Raw genomic sequence first — 16,667 nt, 5'->3', positions numbered from 1 at the left:
TAAAGAAACCCTGAAACTCAGTAGCTATATGTCAGTCCGGTGCGGATCGCATCGCGCAGCGAGGCTTCGGCCCATGTGCCTTCTCCGCCGCGTGCCTTGATCTCACGCCACTGGGCGATGGCAAGATCGGTTTTCCCCTCGGCGACAAAACCCTGACCCATATAGCTGCGGGCCAGGATGTTGTCGGGGTTGGTCTCGATGGCCTGCTGGTAGAAGGCATTCGCCAACTCAAGTTCACCCATCTTGCGATAGGTGAAGCCCCAATAGGTCTGCACCCGGTCATCTTTCTGATCCATGATGCGCAGAATACCCTGAGCGTTTTCGAACTGCCCGTCGTAAGCCAGTTCGCGCACTGCATCATACAGCTGATCTTCGGTGAAATTGGATTTGTTCGGCTTGACGCAACGGCCCGCTGCCTCGTCATAGACGCGGCCGAACAGACATTTCTTGGTGGTATTGGTCGGCTTGGGCGGGTTGCTATCGCCGCCACCCGCAGCAATGGCCATGGGGGCAAACGTAAAGGCCTGAAGTGCAATGGCCGAGGCTAGAACGAGACGCATTTTCCTACTCCGTTGTCAAAGTGACTTGTCAAAATCATAGCGTGATCTTCAGAAAAGCTAACAATTGACGCTTCGCTTTTATTCACAAGCAGGAAAGAAAAGTGTCAGCTATTGACGATTTTCTGGCAGCTGTGGCTTTCACTGTCCCAAACCGTGCCTTCTGCGCAGGACTGGGTTTGCTTGGTGTGCCCGTTACAGGCCATGCTGGCCGAAGCCACAAAAACAAGAGTGATCGTGCAGAGAGCAGTTCTTAGCATCGTGTTTCCCTTTCGTGGAAAATACACGCTGAGCATACCGCATTTTTGCTTGGTTGGCAAAAGCACATGGCCCGGTCTGCGGATTGCAGCCGGGCCATGTCAAAAAAATGCTCGGAGCCTGCCTTATTCGCCGAACACGCGCGCGAAAATCGTATCCACATGTTTGGTGTGATAGCCGAGATCGAATTTCTCTTCGATCTCTTCCGGGCTCAGCGCGGCGGTCACATCGGCGTCGGCCAACAGTTCTTCTTTGAAATCAGTGCGATGTTCCCAAACCTTCAACGCGTTGCGCTGCACCATGGCATAGGCATCTTCACGGCTGACACCAGCTTGGGTCAGCGCCAGCAGCACCCGCTGGCTCATCACCAAGCCCGGGAACTTGTTCATGTTTTCCATCATGTTTTCCGGGAAGATCAGCATCTTGTCGATCACTCCGGTCAGGCGGGCCAACGCAAAATCCAGAGTGATGGTCGCGTCCGGCCCGATCATGCGCTCGACTGAGGAGTGTGAGATGTCGCGCTCATGCCACAGCGCCACGTTCTCCATTGCTGGGATCACCGCGGCGCGGACCATACGGGCAAGACCGGTCAGGTTCTCGGTCAGCACCGGGTTCTTCTTGTGCGGCATCGCAGACGAGCCTTTCTGACCCATCGAGAAGAACTCGGCCCCCTCCAGCACCTCGGTACGCTGCATGTGGCGGATTTCGATGGCGATGTTTTCGATGCTGCTGGCGATGACGCCCAGTGTGGCAAAGAAAGCTGCGTGGCGGTCGCGCGGTATGACCTGTGTGCTGATCGGTTCAGGCACCAGACCCAGCTTGTCGCAGACATGCTCTTCGACCTGGGGGTCGATGTTGGCGAAGGTCCCAACCGCGCCACTGATCGCTCCGGTGGCGATTTCCGCGCGAGCGTCGCGCATGCGCGACAGGTTGCGATCCATCTCGGCATAAAAACGCGCGAAGGTCAGGCCCATGGTTGTTGGCTCGGCGTGGATACCGTGGCTACGGCCGATGCGAACGGTGTCTTTGTGTTCGATCGCGCGGCGTTTCAGGGCGGCCAACAGACCTTCGAGGTCTGCAATCAGCAGGTCGGCGGCGCGAGTCAGCTGCACGTTGAAACAAGTGTCCAACACATCCGAAGAGGTCATGCCCTGATGCACAAACCGCGCCTCTTCGCTGCCGACATGTTCGGCCAGATGGGTCAGGAAGGCGATGACATCATGCTTGGTGACGGCCTCGATCTCATCAATGCGGGCCACGTCAAATTCCACGCCCTTGGCTTTCCAAACGGCCTCAGCGTTTTCACTCGGGATCACGCCCAGATCGGCCATGGCATCGCAGGCATGGGCCTCGATCTCGTACCAGATGCGAAATTTGGTCTCGGGCGACCAAATGGCAACCATGTCGGGGCGGGAATAGCGGGGAATCATTGGCGACAGCACCTTTTTGTGATTGGGATGAGGCGTTGGCGCGGGGTTTAGCCGCGCATTCACCAAGGAACAAGGCACGAGTGGCGGGATGAGACGGTTTGCCCTGATTTTATTGCTTTTGCCCGGGATTGTGGCGGCTGAAGAGTTTCAGAAGCTGACAGGCGATGAGATTCTGAAGGCGCTTTCGGGCAAGAAACTCGATTACGGCGAGGGGGTCACCCAGACCTTCGATGAAAACATGCTGACGCAGTACTTTTCGGGTCGCCCAAGTTCGGGGCGATGGGCCGTGCGCGAAGATCGGTATTGTTCGGTCTGGCCGCCATCGGACTATTGGGCCTGCTACGATATCGAGCAAAGTGGCGAAACAATTCGATTTGTGGATGATGCGGGCAATACAACCGACGGAACCTACGCCGAGTGAGTGCGCCTAGGAATATCTCAGACTTTCAAGGTGTTTGGAGCCTATCGCGACTGATCCGAGATGAACGGGCAGGGCAGATCATCGACGCCGATGGCGAAGCGGTTCTGCGACACGATACCCAAGGACTGGTCTATGATGAAACGGTCACGCTGCGCATTCCGGGGCAGCCTGCGATGACGGGAACGCGCCGGTATCTTTGGCGTGATGCTGGGGATCAGATCGCCATTCACTTTGACGACGATCGGTACTTTCACACCCTCAAACTTGGCCAAACTCGCGCCGAGGATCATCACGATTGCCCGCCAGACAGCTATGATGCACACTATGATTTCTCGGGATGGCCGCGCTGGACAGTCCGCTGGATCGTATCAGGACCGCGAAAATCCTATGAAATGGAGACCAAATACACGCTGCGATAGCGTAATCATCTTGCAGCAACGGCCCGGAACGGGCATTGCTGCAGGTGCAAATAAGTCCGAATGTGGAGAAATGAGATGAACGCAAACGTACTGGCCAATGCTTTTGGCCCGCGTCAGGGGACGGCGCTGCGCGTCAAGCAGGCGGCTCTGGTTGCCCTGGGTATCGTTGCTCTGGCTGTTGCAGCCAAAATCAAAGTGCCAATGTGGCCGGTTCCAATCACGATGGGCACATTCGCCGTGCTGACCATCGGCACTGCATACGGCGCGCGCCTTGGCCTGATCACCATGCTGGGATACCTTCTGGTTGGCGCTCTGGGTTTTGATGTGTTTGCGGGGTCTTCGGCCGAGAAATACGGCCTGACCTACATGATGGGTGGAACTGGCGGCTATCTGGTCGGTTATCTGATGGCGACCGTACTGCTGGGGGCACTGGCCGCGCGCGGCTGGGACCGTTCGGTTGGCAAGCTGGCGCTGGCACTGGTGCTGGCCAACGTCCTGATCTATGTGCCGGGCCTGCTGTGGCTGGGTCAACTTTATGGCTGGGACAAGCCGATCCTGGAATGGGGTCTGACACCGTTCCTGCTGGGTGATGCAATCAAACTGGCGCTGGCCGCGCTGCTGATCCCTGGCCTGTGGAAACTTCTGGGCGACGCGCGCACTTAATTCCGCGTACATGCCAAAATCACACCCGCGTTCGGAGCCGTCTGGGCGCGGGTTTTTTATTGTGTGCAGAATAGGATGCTGGACAAAGTCGATCTGTATCGGCAACCTGATACCAGAAAACTGATCAGGTTATTGAGATATGCGTATTTTGTTAAGTTTGGCGCTTGTCGCCAGTGCCGCCTCTGGGCTGCTCACAGCACCTGCGCAGGCCGACACGCCCGTCACATATACCGACAATGGACGTGCCCTGTTCCGCTTTGAGGTTCCTGACTTCTGGACGCTGCGAACCGGTGGCCCGCGCGAGATTGAGGATACCAATCTGGGGGATGCCCGCGCCGTATCGCGCGTTATGGGGATCAGGCCAGTGACTGACGACAATGTCTGGATGGGCTTTGTATCCCCATCGCGTGTTTCCAGCATCCAGGGCGGGCTGCGCTATCTCGAGGATATCGACAAATTTCTGGTCAAAGATCCGACCGTGACCAGCATCAGCGACACAAGAATTGGCGGGCGTCGCGCGCATGTGGTGCGCGGCACTGGAAATCGGGATGGGCGGGGTGTGAACTTCACCGCAACCGTCATCGACCTGCCACGCGACCGTGTCGCCATCGGCGTCGCGATCCTGCGGGACGGGGCTGACCCATCTTATGTTGATGCGTTGAACGCCGTTTTCGCGTCGTTCCGGTCTTTGCAGTAAGGAGGCTCGGAATGACCCGCAAAGTGATCAAACGGTCTATTCTGGTGCTGGGATTTGGCGCTGCAACGTTTACTCTAACTGCCTGCGATGGTGTGTCCGTCGGGGTAGGGTATGGCGTCGGCTATGATCCGTTCTACGACTCGATGCTGTGGAACGACTACTACCACGACCGCGATGTGAATGTAGATGTGGAGATCAACCGCCCTGACCGGCCCGACCGCCCGGATCGACCGGTTCGTCCCAATCCGCCGCCGCGACCAAAACCACCAATCGCCAAACCGCCGTCGCGTCCGCATCCTCCGGTCGCTCGACCGCCGGCAGCAAGGCCTCCGATTCACCGGCCTTCACCGCGCCGCCGATAGGAAAGGGGGCAATTGCCCCCAATCAAATTTCCAATTTGGTGCGCACGTTGCTTAGTCGAGCAGCTCGGTCGTGATATGGGCCGAACCCTCAAGGGTTCGATGGACGGGGCATTTATCTGCAATCTCCAGCAGTTTGGCCCGTTGCTCCGCATCCAGGGCGCCTTGCAGCCGTATCTTGCGGCGGAACTGATCTACCTTGCCATCGCTGGCCAATCCGGCGTCCTGAGCGTGCACTTTGTCGTGGCAGACATCGACCGTGATCCCCGTCAGCGGCCATTTCTTGCGCCGAGCATACATGCGAATGGTCATCGACGTACACGCGCCCAGCCCCGAAGATACGAACCCATACGGGGACATGCCCCGATCCGTGCCACCGTATGAGGCGGGCTCGTCAGCGACCGCATGGTGGCGCGGGCCGGACTGGATGTCTTGCAGGAAACCTGCCGGGTCAGCCTCAGTCACGCGAACAACGCCCTCCGGAGCTCCGGGTGGCGGGGCTGGGGGGCATAGTTTGACATAGCGCGACACCCAAGCCGCCATGACATCCGCCGCGTAATCCGCATCTGCGGCGCGTGTGATCAGATGGTCCGCATCGTCGAGCGTGACAAAGCTTTTGGGGTGTTTTGCAGCCAAAAAGATGGTGCTTGCGTTGTCGATGCTGACAGTTTCGTCGCGCGGTGCATGCAGGATAAGCAGGGCCGCTTTTAGATCAGCAATTGCTGGGGTTAGCGCGGCCTCGGATATATCGTCGACAAATGCCTTGCCGATACGGAACGGGCGACCGCCCAGTGACACCTCGGCGCTGCCCTGGGATTGAATCTCAGGCAGGGTGGCTTCGAAATGGTGGGACACATGGCCCGGATCAGCAGGTGCACCAAGCGTAACGACCGCCTTAACCGAAGGGATTCCGGCCCGCGCGCGCAGAACTGCAGCGCCGCCAAGTGAGTGACCGATCAGCAGGGCCGGGGCCATATTACGACTGGCGAGGTAATGTGAAGCGGCGATCAGATCTTCTACATTCGATGTGAAAGTCGTGTTTGCGAACTCACCGCCCGAATGACCCAGACCGGTAAAATCAAACCTAAGGACCGCGATGCCCATCGCTGCCAAACGCGCCGAGATGCGCCGTGCGGCAGGAATGTCTTTGGAACAGGTAAAGCAGTGCGCAAACAAAGCGGTCGCCAGAACCGGCCCGTCGGGGAGGTCAAGGCGCGCGGCCAATTGGCTGCCGTCGTGACCGGCAAATGTAATGCGTTCGGTGGGCATGACGAATCCTTGGTACTCTGGGTTTCAACAATACTGTGTGCTGCAGGCAGTTGGCTCAACCTATGTGTCAGCAGCGTAACGGGAAGGTGAGGTCGCGGGACAGCGCGACCCGGTTGATCGATGCGCTGAATGCTTGGCCAAGCTAGCCATATATCATCACGATACGTGATGACATTTCTACTAAACATTCATTTTACTTATTTCTCGACCATCCCCAACTTGCAGACATCCTTCTTAACCAAAGCAGAGGTCAAAATGGCACATTCAACATCTGCACCCCTAAGCACGGCGATCCGACCCGGAGTTCTGATCGCAATCCTGCTAACCGGCGCAATTGGGTTTGCGCTAGGGCAAAGCTGGCCTTTGGTCAAATTGTCCTTCGACACGCACACCAACACTGCGCCAGAGGACTGGCACGGGAATGTCAGGCGCTCTCACTGGTCGAAATAATGCTCAGCCGATACCCATCAACTGTGCGTCGAACGGATATTTTGTGAGGTTTTCGTAGCCGTCTTCTGTGATCAGAACCTGATCTTCCAGCTTGATCGAGAAATCGCCACCGACCTCGCCAACAGCCGCTTCGACGCACAGCACCATCCCGGGTTCAAGCGGGTAATCATATGCACCTTCAACCGCTTGGTCGGGATAGGCCACCAGAGGCCATTCATCACACAACCCGACCCCATGCATGAGGCAGCCGTATTTTTGTGCTTGGAACTTGTCATCCAGCCTGTGTGTGTTTGCGGATAGCTCAGGGATCATGACGCCAGGTTTCAGCATCTCCATATTGGTCATGATATGTTCGTGCGCATGCTGCATGGCATAGATCATGTCGGGGCGCGGTTTTTGATCTCCGATCCACCAAGTGCGCGAGATGTCGACGCAAATGCCGTAGGAACCGATCAAGTCGGTATCAAAAGCAATAATCTCGTTTTGCCGGGTAATGCGCGGGCCGCATTCCTGGAACCACGGATTGGTGCGTTGACCCGAGGCCAACAGGCGAGTTTCGATCCATTCACCGCCGCGACGAATATTTTCGGCATGTAGCACCGCCCAGACATCATCCTCGGATGTTTTCCCGTCACCTACGTTAGCACGTGCAAAGCGTTCCATTTCGGCCACCGCCGTCTCGCAGGCGTGGCTGGCACAGCGCATCGCAAGGATTTCGTCTGGGCCCTTTATGGCACGAGTTTTCTCGGTGAGTTCTTCACCGTCCATCACCTCGAACCCCTGCGCCTCAAGCGCGCGCAGGCCGTGCAGCATGATCTTGTCGACGCCGAGCCGCATATTGCCGCCACCATGTTTCGCGATTAACGCGCGCACTTCGGTCGACAACACATCAGCCGCCACATCAATCTTGTCGCCCCTGTCGAAATAGAACAGATCCGCGCCCGAGCGCTGCTCGCGTACCAATGGGTTGAAATCCGACAGGAACGGTGAGTTTTTGTAATCCCAGATGACCATATATCCATCGGCGCAGACCAAAACGGCCCGGAACGGATTATGGGTGTTCCAAAGCTGCATGTTTGTGCTGTCGGTCGCGTAGCGAATGTTCAGGGGATCAAACAGCAGGATACCTCCCCAATCGCGCTGCACGATGGCTTGGGTCAGCCGAGTCCAGCGATATTCCCTCATCCGCTCAAGATTTGGCAGGCTCAATCCCGCAATTTCCCATTCGTTGAACGCAAGTTGCGTCGGCCCGATTTCGATTCTGTCATTATCGTTCGGAGTGCCATCGCCAAGTGTGGCGCCCTTGGTCGGGTCGATCTTGCGGGTGTCACGATAGGGTGTGTTCATAGATGGGCCTTTCTGCATGCCGGTATTATCTGCAAAGCCTGAGGTGTTGCGTCTTCAAGGTTTGCGACTGTCTTTGGGTCGCTTTTTGACCGGCACGGCCTGAGTGGGGTGTTATGCCTCGGACATGACCGTGATTTTACAGCAAGCCATCCCGTATGATCCCCTCGCCCCGAACCCGCTGCCCGGCATAAAGCCGGCCGACCCTGGGAACTGGCTGCATCGTGACGATGCCTTTGCAGCCCAGATGAAACGTCGGTCTGAACTATTGGCTCAGCGGAAATCGGATGTTTTGGCGCAGAGTCCCGAGGCGTTGAAACCCGCGCAAGAGTTGCTGGATCTTGTTCTACAGCAAGTCTATCCGGACGCGACCGATGCGGTTTCTCGTCCGGACGGATCGCTGATAGCGATTGATCAGGATCAACCGTTGGAAACGCTCTGCCAACTGGTGCAGGAAGATTTCTGTATTCTGCAACAACATGGAGACGAGCATGTTCTTACGGGCGCGATATTGTGTTTCCCGGCAAGTTGGATGCTGTCCGAGAAATTCATGCGTCCGCTGATTGCCATCCATGAGCCCGTCGATGCGTATGACGCCAACATCGCCCGGCGCGTGCAGCGTCTGTTTGATGGCATTCAACCTGCGCGACCGCTGTGGAGGTTCAACGCGCTTTGGTACCATGATGCGGAGTTGTTCCAACCACGAAGCATCCATCAGCGGCGCGAGCCGCAGAACAAATCCTCGGCGCGGTATCTGCGCAGTGAACGCCAAACACTGTTGCGGCTGCCTGAAACCAAAGCTGTGGTATTCTCCATCCATACCTACGTGCTGGCCGCCGAACAGGTGCTGAAAATGGAAAACCCCGCCTGACGGCGGGGCCTCCAAGGAGGGTCTTGGGTCGTTTGGTTACATGCCGAGGACGTTCGCGACCTCGGCAAAGGCGTTCGTGGCGTTTAGGCCGAAGATCGCCGTGGTGAACGCAAGCACTTGTGTATTAAGCCGAAAATCTTCGCCCCGGATCAAATTTACCGCTGCCAATGACACGGCGATTGGGGCTGAGATACTGGCCACAGCGCCAGTCATACCCCAGCTGGTGAGGCGTAGAATGTCGCTTGGGCGTTCTTCGCCTTCATCTGCTTGGGTGGCGTTGTAAGCAGGTCTGGCAGGCTCGGCTTCGGTCCGGAAAGCAATGCTAAGCAACTGATCATCGCTCAGCTGAATCGGACGCGGTATTGCCTGTTCAGTTTGGATATTGTCCGCATCAGGATCGGGCAGATCGAGCCCAGCAAACGGGCCGCTGACCGTTTCGAATATTTGCTTACGATTCCGGCTGTTGCGTGGCACAATTGAATCAAATGCGCTCATGAATTGTTCAATGGTCAGAACGGTCTTGGGTGACAGCCATTCGACGCGTCTGGTCGTGCAGATGTCGACCATCCGATACAGGATCACCACCAACATCAGTTCGGAAATCTCGCTATCGTCGAGTAGCTTTGAAACCGGGCAGATCGTGATGGTCAACCGATTACCCGGCGGTGTAACGGCAGGGCGGGTCTTGGTTTTCAGGCCAGCGGTTCGATCCATCCGCTCATGATGACTGCGCTCAGCTTCGGCAGGTTTCGAATCCAATGTCAGGCGAACAAGGTATTGGCTACAAACGATGCTAGCCTCAGACGCGCTGAGAAGCGTTCTGCGCTCGACCAGATGGCCATAGTCCCCCAGCGTGGTCGAAACGACCTCGCAAAGACGCTCAAGCGCGCCATCTGCAGAACCATCGAACTGAAGGCCACCGTGGTACGTATGCTTCGCAGTCACAGCATGTTCCTTTGCCGTAATAATCTTCACAACAAAATACCAAGCGAAATAGAGCAAATTTTGGCGAAACTGAAAAAAAGTCAGAAAATCCCAAGATTGATTACGCTTTGGAAACTGAGTAAATCAGGGTTTTCTAAAGTTTGTGTGGCGGGAATGTGGCTGAAATCAGATATGCTGACCTTAGGTGAGTTTCCAGTTTAGTTGTCGATTCGGGCGGCCATAATGGCGATGGATTGCTGATAGACCGAGGCCGCGTTCCACTGCTGAATCACCGCAAAATTCGGCTCGCCCTTTTGATAGCCGCGACCGGGCTTCCACCCTTTCTTGCGTAAGAAATTCGCGGTCGAGGCCAGTGAGTCGGTCATGTTGTAGAAGTCAACGCGACCGTCCCCAGTTGCGTCCACTCCGTAGGCCAAAGCATTGCCGGGTAGAAACTGGGTGTGACCCAGCTCGCCATGTTTTGCCCCTTTTGTCGCCATCGTAAGGGTGCCTTGGTCGACCAATTTCAGCGCACCAATGGCGTGTGGTATGAAGAACTCGGATCGGCGACAATCATAGGCTAATGTTGTGATTGCGGAAACAACCTGGCTGTCACCCATGAAGTTTCCAAAGCCCGTTTCCATGCCATGAATGGCGATCAGAACACCCGCAGGCACGCCATATTGGCGCTCTAGTGCGGCGTAGAATTCAGGGTTGCGCGCTTTGCGTTTGCGTCCTTGTGCAACGATCGTGTTGGCACCGCGGACCTGCATGAACTTGTCCAGCGAATATTTGAAACTCTTCTGATTGCGATCCGCCGCGATAGTACGGGTCGCATACTGAGATTGCGCAAGCGCCTGAAGACCCTTCTTCTTCACTCCCGCCCGTTTGGCGGTTTTGGCAAAGTCTGATTTCCACGCTTCGAACCCGCTGCTTGTGTTCCCGCAAGGGGCCGACAGCGCCATTGAGGGCAAGAGCAAAGCGAGGGCGACATAAGAGCGGAGGCGAAGCATAGAAAAATCCGATAGCTGAAAGTGACGCGATCAGCCTACGCCGAGATCGACACACCGAAAAGTGGTTTAATACAAGTCAAGCTCGCCTGAGTCTTTCAGGCATTCAAACCACTCATCCGGTGTTTTGTCGATCTTCGCGTGTTTGACCATCATGGCGTTCATATTGGGCAGGTGGGATGAGTCTGGCCATTTGTCCGGCTGCCAGAGGTTTGATCGAATGACGCACTTGGGACAGTGTGCAAAAACAGTGTCGACATGGAACAACAGGGCCAGCTTCGGGGCGCGACCACCTATTTCCATGTCTGAAAGCAAGTCCGGATCCGCAGATATCCTTGCAACCCCTCGCAAGCGCAGAGTTTCCATCTTTCCCGGAACAAAGAAAATCACACTGACGCGTGGGTCTTTAACGACGTTGTGAAACGTATCCACGCGCTTGTTTCCTGGCCGATCCGGGATCGCGATCATTGTCGGGGAAAGCACATGTACAAACCCCTCGGGATCGCCGCGGGGCGAGATATCGAGGTGTCCATTGGGATTTGCCGAGGCGATCAGACAAAAGGACGAAGCGTCGATGAAATCACGGCACATCTGATCAAGCGAAGACAGTTCCTTGGCAATGATCTGAGGTAACGGCCGACCGCAAATTCGCTCCAGCTCTTCATCTGAAGTCACCAGATTTGAGTACTCAGAAAAGGGTGCGTTGCTAGAGGCCATGCGATATCTCCGCGGGAAACTGTGTCCCGAGTTTGAGAGATCAGCCGCGATCCGTCAAATCTGGTGCAGGCCAATGAAAAAGGGCGCCCGATGGGCGCCCTCGTAAGAATTTTCGTCGAAAATTCTGGATCAGCAGCTGTAGTACATGCCGTATTCTACAGGGTGCGGTGTGTGCTCGTAGGTTTCGACCTCTTCCATCTTCAGCGCGATGTAGCCGTCGATCTGGTCTTTGGTGAACACGTCGCCCTGGAGCAGGAAGTCGTGATCAGATGCCAGAGCTTCCAGAGCCTCACGCAGGCTGCCGCAAACGGTCGGGATGTCGGCCAGTTCTTCGGCAGGCAGATCGTACAGGTTCTTGTCCATGGCTTCGCCCGGATCGATCTTGTTCTTGATGCCGTCCAGACCGGCCATCAACAGGGCTGCAAACGCCAGATAGGGGTTAGCGGCCGGATCGGGGAAGCGAGCTTCGACGCGCTTGGCTTTCGGGCTTTCGGTCCACGGAATACGAACACAACCCGAACGGTTACGGGCCGAGTAGGCGCGCAGAACAGGGGCTTCGAAGCCGGGGATCAAACGCTTGTAGCTGTTGGTCGCCGGGTTGGTGAAGGCGTTCAGCGTTTTGGCGTGCTTCAGGATGCCACCGATGAAGTACAGCGCTTCGTCCGACAGATCAGCGTATTTGTCGCCTGCGAACAGTGGCTTGCCGTCTTTCCAGATCGACATGTTCACGTGCATGCCGGTGCCGTTGTCACCTGCGATCGGCTTCGGCATGAACGTCGCTGATTTACCGTAAGCGTGTGCAACGTTGTGGATCACGTATTTGTACTTCTGCAGCTCGTCGGCCTGTTTGGTCAGGCTGTCGAAGATCAGGCCCAGCTCGTGCTGGCACGAAGCAACCTCGTGGTGGTGCTTGTCAACCTTCATGCCCAGACGCTTCATGGTCGACAGCATTTCCGAACGCAGGTCTTGGGCTTCGTCAACCGGGTTAACAGGGAAGTAGCCGCCCTTGACGCCCGGGCGATGGCCCATGTTGCCCATCTCGTATTCGGTGTCGGTGTTCCACGATGCGTCTGTTGCATCAACTTCGTAGGATACCTTGTTGATACTGTTCGAGAAACGAACGTCGTCAAACAGGAAGAACTCGGCTTCAGGACCCATATAAGCCGCATCACCGATGCCCGATGCTTTCAGATACGCTTCCGCCTTTTGGGCCGTGCCGCGCGGGTCACGCTCGTAGGCTTCGCCGGTGTCGGGTTCAACCACCGAGCAGTGCACGCAGATGGTTTTTTCCGCGTAGAACGGATCGACATAGGCGCTGTCGGTGTCGACCATCAGCTTCATGTCCGAAGCTTCGATCGATTTCCAGCCCGCGATGGACGAGCCGTCGAACATAAAGCCTTCTTCCAGGAAGTCTTCATCGACCTGGTCGGCCATAAGTGTCACGTGCTGCAGCTTGCCGCGCGGGTCGGTGAAACGGACGTCGACATATTCGGCGCCCTCGTCTTTGATCAGCTGAAGAACTGCGTCCTTGCTCATACTCTTGTTTCCTCTGAATTGAAGATGGGTCTGTTACAGGGCGTCCGAACCGGTCTCACCGGTGCGGATGCGAATGGCTTGTTCGACGGGCGAGACAAAAATCTTGCCGTCTCCGATCTTGTCGGTTTTTGCAGCACCGACGATGGCTTCGATCGCGGCGTCAACCTGATCGTCGTCCAGAACGACATCGACCTTCACCTTTGGTAGAAAGTCGACAACATATTCCGCGCCGCGATACAGTTCGGTGTGACCTTTCTGGCGGCCAAAGCCTTTCACCTCGATCACGCTGAGGCCTTGAACGCCGACGTCCTGCAGCGCTTCTTTCACTTCGTCCAGTTTGAACGGCTTGATGATCGCTTCGATCTTTTTCATTCCGGCTCACCTTGCATGGTTGTCACGACGGCAATGATCACGTCTAAGATCGGGCGGCAATGGCGCTGCGGATTTGGTCGCTTTGTTGTGCTGTGAAATCGTGCAGCAGATGAAATTTTGATCGATTTGCACAAAATGTAATCAGAATTGAATCGCTTTGGGGATTGAGATGACAGATTTGCTGACCGCCGCACAGATGCGCGCCATTGAACAAGCTGCAATCGAGTCTGGTCAGGTGACGGGTTTGGAGCTGATGGAGCGGGCCGGGCGGGGCGTGGTTGAGGCTATATTCGAAGAATGGCCCGAGCTACAGAATGCCCAGGGTCGCGCAGTTGTTCTTTGTGGACCAGGCAACAATGGCGGGGACGGATTTGTTGTCGCGCGGTTGCTCAAAGACCGAGGTTGGGAGGTCGAAGCGTTTCTTTTCGGTGATCCGGCCAAATTGCCACCGGACGCAAAGACAAATTTCGAACGATGGGACGGAAGGACACTGGGCGCTGCTGACCTTGCCAAGTCGAAAATTCGGCACCCGGATTTGTCCATAGATGCGTTGTTTGGAACCGGGTTGGCGCGTCCGATCGAGGATCCGGCATTGTGGGAACACTTGTGGGCCCATGATGATGCTGAGGATGCATGGGAAGCACGCGGCGAGGGTAGGGGAACCAACATCGCGCCGCCGCGCACTATTGCAATCGATTTGCCATCTGGGCTTTGTTCGGATTCCGGGAAGGTTCTGGGCGGTGCGTTTCCCCCGCACGGTCGTCGTTGTGCGCGATCAGCCCTGACAGTTTCATTCCACGCGCGGAAGCTTGGGCACATTCTGGCTGAAGGGCCAGCAATGTGTGGTCGGGTGGTCGTGAAAAACATCGGGCTAAGCGACAATGCGCGAAGTACTGACATCGCTCAGGCTGTAAGCCGTCCCTCGGGCGTGGACCTCAGAAAAAGCCAGGATGCCCACAAATATTCTCATGGGCACGCGTTCGTTCTAACGGGTGGGGTCGGCAAGACCGGCGCTGCGCGGTTGGCAGCTCGGGGTGCATTGCGGGTAGGGGCAGGGTTGGTGACGCTCGGTGTTCCACCGGCTGCATTGATAGAGGTCGCCAGCCAGATTACGGCGCTCATGCTCAAGCAAGTTGATGAGAGCGAAGACTTCACTGACATACTACGCGACGAACGGTTGAATGCGCTGTGCCTTGGCCCGGGTTTGGGGTTGGAGCGTGCGCTAAATCTGGTTCCCATCGCCTTGGCGACGGGGCGTTCTGTTGTGTTGGACGCGGATGCGTTAACCACCTTCGCGGATTCACCTGATACGTTGTTAGGAATGCTCCATGACAGATGTGTATTGACGCCGCATGGCGGAGAATTCGCGCGGCTGTTTCCCGGCATCGCAGAAAAGCTCTCGGCAGCCCCGAATAAGGGGCCGGCTTTTTCCAAAGTGGATGCTACCCGCGAAGCCGCTGAACGAGCGGGTTGCGTGGTTCTGTTCAAAGGACCTGATACAGTGATTGCAGCGCCAGATGGTCGATGCCTGGTCAATGCCGGGGTTGATGATCGAGCGTCACCATGGCTGGCGACCGCCGGATCAGGTGATGTGTTGGCGGGCTTTATTGTGGGTCTATTGGCGCGCGGTTTTAGCCCGGTGCTCGCGGCTGAAACCGCCGCATGGTTGCACGTGGAATGCGCAAGGCAGTTTGGGCCGGGATTGATCGCCGAAAACCTTCCGGAACAGGTGCCAGCCGTATTCAGGCAACTAGATATCTAAGTATATAGGCAAATATTGGCCGATGGCCGAGCAAAGCGGCGATGTTTCGCCGTTCTGTCCCGTATGGCGCATAACGGATGTTTGCATGCTGCAACGCTCAGGGCCAGAATTGTCTTGCGAGTGGGTTGGCGGCACCTACCCAATTAGGTCAACTTATTGATAATAAAGTTCTTTCCAGAAGATGCCTGCCGCCGCATGTGGCAGAAATGCAATGCCTGACCTATTCGCATTTGCGAACGTTGGAACCGATGAACCGCGTGAACATATCGGCAATATCAAGAAACTGACCCATCTATGGTGAATGACATGACAGTGAATTTTAAGCTGACTTCGATCGCAGCGGCGCTTGTCACAACGACAGCAATCCCTGCCGCCGCCGAATTGAAATACGAAAACAATACGGGTGGCTATGTCCTGCTCTATGGTCAATTGCACCCGGCCTTGATCTCGGTAGACGATGGTGAGGAAACCGAAACGCGGGTTCTGGACAATGACCTGTCGAATAGCCGCGTCGGTTTGGAACTGCTGCAGCCTTTCGGCAACAACGATTTCACCTTCCGCTTTGAAACCGGCCTTGGTCTTCCGAACTCGAGCGAGTGGAACCAGCTGGGCACGGATTTCAGCGGCTGGACCCGTGAAGATATCCGCCACGTTGATTTTGCTCTTGCCGGTGACTGGGGTAAATTTTCAGCCGGTCAGGGTAGCATGGTTGCGGATGGCGCTGCCGAAGTGGACCTGTCTTATGTCGGAACCGCGCTGTATTCCTTTACCAATGACGAAAATGGCGGGTTCTTCTATCGCGGTACTGACGGTTTGCTGAGCGACATCACCGTTGGTGATTCCAGCAGCAACTTTGACGGTGCACGCCGTGGCCGCGTTCGCTATGACACGCCTGACTTCAGCGGTTTCAAGGCAGGGATCGCTTATGGTCAAAACATTCTGTCCAGCAGCGATGACGACGATTATTACGACATCGGTGTGCGCTACAACAATACCTTCGGTGGTGGGGTCGAGTTTGCAGCGGCCGTTGCGTACTCGGTTCGGTCGGCTGACGATGGATCAGGGGATCGCAAAGATACCATCGGATCGGCCTCGGTTCTGCTACAAAGTGGCCTCAGCTTTACCGTTGCTGCCGGTACGCGCGACAATGATGCGGATGCAGCATCTGATCCGAACTACTTCTACGGCAAGATTGCCTACGAGGATCAGTGGGTATCTTGGGGCAAGACCGGTATCGGGATCGACTATTACTCAGGTTCGGATTTTGTAAATGACGGGTCTGACACCGATGCATGGGGCATTGCAGTTGTTCAGCGCATCGACAGCATCAATACCGATGCCTACCTGAAATACCGCAATCACGACTTCGAAGATGGCGCTTCGTTTGACAACAACGAAGCCTGGGTGCTGGGCGCCCGCTGGAAGTTCTGATTTCGCAACATTTGATGTTCGAACGCCCCGGTCTGTGTCGGGGCGTTTTTTCGTCTGAGATAGGGGTAAAACAGGGCCGAAAGGGCCTTTGCCTCTTGCACGCAGGCGGCAGGGCAAATAGAAGGCGTCAAATTTGCCCGGCGCGCCCGTTTTGCGCGCCCCGAATCCTATGGGGAC

General features: G+C 56.2%; 18 protein-coding genes. 9 read left to right on the top strand and 9 right to left on the bottom strand.

Annotated elements, in window-relative coordinates:
* Positions 1-17 precede the first annotated feature (17 nt).
* Positions 18-560 carry a tetratricopeptide repeat protein gene (locus ACR0B3_RS09695; protein WP_480808877.1) on the bottom strand — a complete coding sequence of 181 codons (543 nt, stop codon included), beginning with the start codon at positions 558-560 and terminating at the stop codon, positions 18-20.
* 380 nt (positions 561-940) lie between these two features.
* The gene (purB, locus tag ACR0B3_RS09690) at positions 941-2,245 is read right to left on the bottom strand and encodes an adenylosuccinate lyase (RefSeq protein WP_480808876.1); all 1,305 of its coding nucleotides are present in this window, start codon (positions 2,243-2,245) and stop codon (positions 941-943) included.
* A gap of 88 nt (positions 2,246-2,333) precedes the next feature.
* On the opposite strand from purB, the gene ACR0B3_RS09685 reads away from it, so the two are divergent.
* The 5 genes from ACR0B3_RS09685 (at position 2,334) to ACR0B3_RS09665 (ending at position 4,807) form a co-directional block, all read left to right on the top strand.
* On the top strand, positions 2,334-2,666 hold the full coding sequence (locus ACR0B3_RS09685; protein WP_480808875.1) for a hypothetical protein: 333 nt from the start codon (positions 2,334-2,336) through the stop codon (positions 2,664-2,666).
* The gene (locus ACR0B3_RS09680; RefSeq protein ID WP_480808874.1) at positions 2,663-3,085 is read left to right on the top strand and encodes a DUF6314 family protein; all 423 of its coding nucleotides are present in this window, start codon (positions 2,663-2,665) and stop codon (positions 3,083-3,085) included. Before ACR0B3_RS09685 ends, ACR0B3_RS09680 begins: the two co-directional genes overlap by 4 nt.
* Positions 3,086-3,160: 75 nt before the next feature.
* Entirely contained in the window at positions 3,161-3,748 is a 588-nt protein-coding gene (locus ACR0B3_RS09675; RefSeq protein WP_480808873.1) for a biotin transporter BioY, read from the top strand.
* Positions 3,749-3,887: 139 nt separating this feature from the next.
* Positions 3,888-4,445: a hypothetical protein gene (locus ACR0B3_RS09670; RefSeq protein ID WP_480808872.1), complete on the top strand. Its 558-nt coding sequence runs from the start codon at positions 3,888-3,890 to the stop codon at positions 4,443-4,445.
* A gap of 11 nt (positions 4,446-4,456) precedes the next feature.
* Entirely contained in the window at positions 4,457-4,807 is a 351-nt protein-coding gene (locus tag ACR0B3_RS09665) for a hypothetical protein (protein ID WP_480808871.1), read from the top strand.
* Positions 4,808-4,858: 51 nt separating this feature from the next.
* Here the strand turns inward: ACR0B3_RS09665 and ACR0B3_RS09660 are convergent, their stop codons facing one another.
* Positions 4,859-6,073 (bottom strand): bifunctional alpha/beta hydrolase/OsmC family protein, encoded by a 1,215-nt coding sequence (locus ACR0B3_RS09660; protein WP_480808870.1) that lies wholly within the window; start codon positions 6,071-6,073, stop codon positions 4,859-4,861.
* A 255-nt stretch (positions 6,074-6,328) separates the two neighbouring features.
* Between ACR0B3_RS09660 and ACR0B3_RS09655 the strand changes: the two genes are divergently transcribed.
* Entirely contained in the window at positions 6,329-6,523 is a 195-nt protein-coding gene (locus tag ACR0B3_RS09655) for a hypothetical protein (RefSeq protein ID WP_480808869.1), read from the top strand.
* A 3-nt stretch (positions 6,524-6,526) separates the two neighbouring features.
* Here ACR0B3_RS09655 and dddP read toward each other — a convergent pair whose 3' ends face one another.
* Complete coding sequence (dddP, locus tag ACR0B3_RS09650; RefSeq protein ID WP_480808868.1) at positions 6,527-7,870, bottom strand: dimethylsulfonioproprionate lyase DddP; 1,344 nt, start codon at positions 7,868-7,870, stop codon at positions 6,527-6,529.
* Between the two features lie 124 nt (positions 7,871-7,994).
* Here dddP and ACR0B3_RS09645 point away from each other — a divergent pair, with 124 nt between their 5' ends.
* Entirely contained in the window at positions 7,995-8,738 is a 744-nt protein-coding gene (locus tag ACR0B3_RS09645; RefSeq protein ID WP_480808867.1) for a heme-dependent oxidative N-demethylase family protein, read from the top strand.
* A gap of 36 nt (positions 8,739-8,774) precedes the next feature.
* On the opposite strand, the gene ACR0B3_RS09640 is transcribed toward ACR0B3_RS09645, so the two are convergent.
* From ACR0B3_RS09640 to ACR0B3_RS09620, 5 genes are all read right to left on the bottom strand, one after another.
* A complete protein-coding gene (locus ACR0B3_RS09640; RefSeq protein WP_480808866.1) occupies positions 8,775-9,683 on the bottom strand; it encodes a hypothetical protein in 909 nt (302 codons plus the stop codon).
* Between the two features lie 197 nt (positions 9,684-9,880).
* Positions 9,881-10,675, bottom strand: coding sequence for a lytic murein transglycosylase (locus tag ACR0B3_RS09635; RefSeq protein ID WP_480808865.1), 795 nt, complete (start codon positions 10,673-10,675; stop codon positions 9,881-9,883).
* Positions 10,676-10,741: 66 nt separating this feature from the next.
* On the bottom strand, positions 10,742-11,389 hold the full coding sequence (locus ACR0B3_RS09630) for an MSMEG_1061 family FMN-dependent PPOX-type flavoprotein (protein ID WP_480808864.1): 648 nt from the start codon (positions 11,387-11,389) through the stop codon (positions 10,742-10,744).
* 129 nt (positions 11,390-11,518) lie between these two features.
* Complete coding sequence (gene glnA, locus ACR0B3_RS09625) at positions 11,519-12,925, bottom strand: type I glutamate--ammonia ligase (RefSeq protein ID WP_480808863.1); 1,407 nt, start codon at positions 12,923-12,925, stop codon at positions 11,519-11,521.
* Positions 12,926-12,958: 33 nt separating this feature from the next.
* Positions 12,959-13,297 carry a P-II family nitrogen regulator gene (locus tag ACR0B3_RS09620; protein WP_170686181.1) on the bottom strand — a complete coding sequence of 113 codons (339 nt, stop codon included), beginning with the start codon at positions 13,295-13,297 and terminating at the stop codon, positions 12,959-12,961.
* Between the two features lie 169 nt (positions 13,298-13,466).
* On the opposite strand from ACR0B3_RS09620, the gene ACR0B3_RS09615 reads away from it, so the two are divergent.
* Both ACR0B3_RS09615 and ACR0B3_RS09610 read left to right on the top strand, forming a co-directional pair.
* Positions 13,467-15,059 (top strand): NAD(P)H-hydrate dehydratase, encoded by a 1,593-nt coding sequence (locus ACR0B3_RS09615; protein ID WP_480808862.1) that lies wholly within the window; start codon positions 13,467-13,469, stop codon positions 15,057-15,059.
* Positions 15,060-15,365: 306 nt separating this feature from the next.
* On the top strand, positions 15,366-16,490 hold the full coding sequence (locus ACR0B3_RS09610; RefSeq protein WP_480808861.1) for a porin: 1,125 nt from the start codon (positions 15,366-15,368) through the stop codon (positions 16,488-16,490).
* Positions 16,491-16,667 lie beyond the last annotated feature (177 nt).

The organism is Ruegeria sp. CE9 (assembly GCF_056537425.1).
The sequence above is the reverse complement of the archived record's forward strand: the minus strand, read 5'-3'. Positions and strand labels throughout refer to the sequence as shown.